This is a genomic window from Paenibacillus sp. MY03, assembly GCF_002165585.1.
Taxonomy (GTDB): domain Bacteria; phylum Bacillota; class Bacilli; order Paenibacillales; family Paenibacillaceae; genus Pristimantibacillus; species Pristimantibacillus agaridevorans.
In genome coordinates, this window is sequence record NZ_MXQD01000111.1 from 1 (window position 1) to 2,797 (window position 2,797).

Annotated in this window: 7 protein-coding genes; 2 read left to right on the plus strand and 5 right to left on the minus strand. The window is 47.6% G+C overall.

Features of this window, described 5'->3' with window-relative positions:
• Positions 1 to 224 precede the first annotated feature (224 nt).
• The 4 genes from B1748_RS36105 to B1748_RS36120 all read right to left on the minus strand — a co-directional run bounded on the left by B1748_RS36105 (position 225) and on the right by B1748_RS36120 (position 1,373).
• Positions 225 to 473 carry a YolD-like family protein gene (locus tag B1748_RS36105; RefSeq protein WP_087572496.1) on the minus strand — a complete coding sequence of 83 codons (249 nt, stop codon included), beginning with the start codon at positions 471 to 473 and terminating at the stop codon, positions 225 to 227.
• A gap of 6 nt (positions 474 to 479) precedes the next feature.
• Positions 480 to 887: a YhjD family protein gene (locus tag B1748_RS36110; protein WP_087572800.1), complete on the minus strand. Its 408-nt coding sequence runs from the start codon at positions 885 to 887 to the stop codon at positions 480 to 482.
• Positions 874 to 1,071: a hypothetical protein gene (locus tag B1748_RS36115; protein ID WP_143810491.1), complete on the minus strand. Its 198-nt coding sequence runs from the start codon at positions 1,069 to 1,071 to the stop codon at positions 874 to 876. Before B1748_RS36115 ends, B1748_RS36110 begins: the two co-directional genes overlap by 14 nt.
• An 83-nt stretch (positions 1,072 to 1,154) precedes the next feature.
• The gene (locus tag B1748_RS36120; RefSeq protein ID WP_087572802.1) at positions 1,155 to 1,373 is read right to left on the minus strand and encodes a helix-turn-helix domain-containing protein; all 219 of its coding nucleotides are present in this window, start codon (positions 1,371 to 1,373) and stop codon (positions 1,155 to 1,157) included.
• A 142-nt stretch (positions 1,374 to 1,515) separates the two neighbouring features.
• Here B1748_RS36120 and B1748_RS37795 point away from each other — a divergent pair, with 142 nt between their 5' ends.
• Both B1748_RS37795 and B1748_RS36125 read left to right on the plus strand, forming a co-directional pair.
• The gene (locus B1748_RS37795; RefSeq protein ID WP_256976162.1) at positions 1,516 to 1,638 is read left to right on the plus strand and encodes a hypothetical protein; all 123 of its coding nucleotides are present in this window, start codon (positions 1,516 to 1,518) and stop codon (positions 1,636 to 1,638) included.
• Positions 1,639 to 1,724: 86 nt separating this feature from the next.
• Positions 1,725 to 1,919 carry a hypothetical protein gene (locus B1748_RS36125; RefSeq protein WP_087571497.1) on the plus strand — a complete coding sequence of 65 codons (195 nt, stop codon included), beginning with the start codon at positions 1,725 to 1,727 and terminating at the stop codon, positions 1,917 to 1,919.
• Positions 1,920 to 2,282: 363 nt separating this feature from the next.
• On the opposite strand, the gene B1748_RS36130 is transcribed toward B1748_RS36125, so the two are convergent.
• On the minus strand, positions 2,283 to 2,797 hold a 515-nt coding region (locus tag B1748_RS36130; protein ID WP_179216016.1), incomplete at its 5' end, for an N-acetylmuramoyl-L-alanine amidase.

The following is a 2,797-nucleotide window of genomic DNA, read 5'->3' on the forward strand; positions in this document are numbered from 1 at the left end:
CTCCACATGACTCGTCCAAGGAATCACAAACACCAATATGAAATAACACACACATTAAGAACCCTTATAATATAAGGGTTCTTTCCTTGTTATACATATATATAAGATACTGAAAATTATAGTCCGACCTATAGTTCGCCCCCAATCCGTCCCCATGAAAAGAGCCGCAGGGATGCTTTCCCATACGGCTCTTTTTTTATGTTACCATCTATATCCATTTATCGTCAAGATGCATTATCCACTCTCATCACGTCCATAAATGGCACCTTTTCCAACTCGCCATTTTTCTGCTCAACGTGAATCAACTTTGTCCTTGAGTCCATCTTTACGATCCGGCCGGTAATTGATCTCTGAAACCATACCTCCAATTGCACCGTCACCTCTTCTTGGTGTGCCTCCACCAGGCGTTCCCCTATTTCCTCCAGCACATATTCGTCCCTTGTCGGCCGTTTAGGCCCTTTATCTCTTGCCATAATTGATCACCCCTTATTAGATTTTAATTGCTGTCCGAGGTTGTTGGTGTAGCTGGTCAGTTTGCTGATGATCTCAGTCCGTAAAGCCTCCCGTACGATCCCAAATCGCTCCTCATACCCGCGGCAAAAATAACGAAAATATAGGATGCCATCATTGGCCTCTTCCTCGACTACTTTGATTCCACGCCGTCTCATCTCTTGCTTAGTCCCGCGAAAATCGGCGCTGATCGCCTGCATGATATACTCCTGGCAGCGTAAAAGCACGTTTTTGAGAGTGATTTGCTTATAGCTTATATCGTCAATGCTTTTTTGCACCATGGTTATAAGATGCGGAAACATGATGTAATCTCGCATCATCTCTAATTCTTCTATGCTGGGCATGCCGGTTAGTGTAGTGGCATTAAGCTGTGACATGTCGTTTTACCTCCTCCACGTCCACGATATTCGATATGTCAAAGATACGGATGGCGTTGGCGGAGAAGCAATGGGCCTTAACACGGCCATCCTTGACGGCTAATACCCTAACGTCCCTGATCGTCACATTACGCTTCTTGTCGATATAGATGAGCTGCACGACCTTGCCGATATACTTCTCCACCTGAACCCACCCCTTAATCGAATGTATGTTCTTATTATATGCAAACATATGTTCGCGATGCAAGGCACAAAAATTCCCGGCTACTAAACACCGGGATTCTCAGATACATACTCAATCAATTCGTTAACATCCTCTAGTTCCAGTGCCTTCATGATCTTATCTAAGTTCTCAGGCGACCATGCTTTTGATTTGTTGGATTCCATATCTAAAATCGTTGGATATCGAATCCCTGTCATTTTTGAAAGTTGGTTTGCATTTATACGCCGTTCAAAAAGTAATTTATCTAGTTTCAATCGTAGCATGTTCAACAACTCCCTTCTTCAGTTCATTATAATACGACTATCGTATATAATCAACTTTATTCGTTACTATATAACGATTATCGTTGACATTGTAACGATTTTCGTATATAATTAAAGTATAGAAAGGAGGTGAGACAAGCACATGAAAGATTGGGTCGGACTCCTAACCGCCATCATCCAACTGGTAACAGCAATCATGCTAATACGGGTGGCAGGGAAGGAAAAGAAAAAAGGAACCAAACGGCGCGAGCGGCGCAAACGTTAAAAGGTTCCTTGGAAGGTCGGGTAGCATCCGGCCTTCCTCCCAATCTTACCACAGGTAAGGCTAAAAATAAACGGGAGATGATCGACATGGAAATGAAATATCAAATGACAATCAGCGCAGATGTAATGAGCGCCATCAACATGGCGTTAGCGGATCGCCGGTATAAACTGGCGGACTGGCTAAAGAGTCAACCAGGCAAAAGCCCATACTGTGAACGAGAGTTGGCTGCGCTGGAGCAAGCGCAAGAGGCGTTAAACAGCGCCCAAAGCACGGAAGAATGATTGAGGGGCTTCGCCCCCTCCTACAATATGCTGGCGAGCTTACGCGGGGAGGTAATGGGGATGAGTGAGCAAACTGAATTCATTTGCGATGAGTGCCAAACGGAAAGTCAGATAAGCGAGTTGCATCGAAATAACAGCAAATATCAATATTGCGATGATTGCGCTCAAGACTATGACGCAGTTAAGAAATAACACAGGCCCTTCGGGGCCTCCGAGGAGGGATAGGACATGCAGACAGCCGCTTTAATCATCAGTATTGCCGCTCTAATCGTAAGCGTCGCGGCGCTGGTTCGCGCAGCCCGGCGCAAATAAAAACAAGCCCGCCGTCCCTCTGGATAGCGGGCTTTGTTGTGGTCAGGAAAATTATCCTTGGCGCTCCCTCGACCGTATCACGGCATACTGTGCTCGGGTCAAGGGCTCATCTGGACGAATTGTTCCGTCGGGGAATCCAGCAAGTGCACCGTCCTTGATCGCATCGCGAAGCGCAGACTCAGCCCAATGGCCGGTGATGTCATCGACAGGTTTGACGGGCTGCTCTGGCTCCGGCTTTACTATCGGTGGATTGATCGCTGCGGCAACGCGTGCTTTAAAATCAATCCATCCCGCCCAGCTGCCGCCGTCGTACATAAGGCGCGGGCAAATCTTGCCGCTCCAGTCATAATGGCGGCGCAGGCGATCAACGCCCCATCCGCGCTCCTTCAACATCTTCGCTACGAGTTCTACGGCTCGGGATAGTGTGACGGCGTAATTGCCACTCTCGCAAATCTCGATCCCGATAGACGTCCTGTTCCCGCTTGCCGCCCCGCTGCCGTCTCCAGCATGCCATGCAGACTCATTAAGTGGCAGAGTCTCCACCGTCTCTTTGTCGTCCAGTACGA

What these genes read in the sequence shown, in the direction of transcription:
- B1748_RS37795 (WP_256976162.1), top strand. Translation starts at nt 1,516, where the DNA reads ATGAAAGATTGGGTCGGACTCCTAACCGCCATCATCCAACTGGTAACA.
- B1748_RS36125 (WP_087571497.1), top strand. Translation starts at nt 1,725, where the DNA reads ATGGAAATGAAATATCAAATGACAATCAGCGCAGATGTAATGAGCGCC.
- B1748_RS36120 (WP_087572802.1), bottom strand. Translation starts at nt 1,373, where the DNA reads ATGCTACGATTGAAACTAGATAAATTACTTTTTGAACGGCGTATAAAT.
- B1748_RS36110 (WP_087572800.1), bottom strand. Translation starts at nt 887, where the DNA reads ATGTCACAGCTTAATGCCACTACACTAACCGGCATGCCCAGCATAGAA.
- B1748_RS36105 (WP_087572496.1), bottom strand. Translation starts at nt 473, where the DNA reads ATGGCAAGAGATAAAGGGCCTAAACGGCCGACAAGGGACGAATATGTG.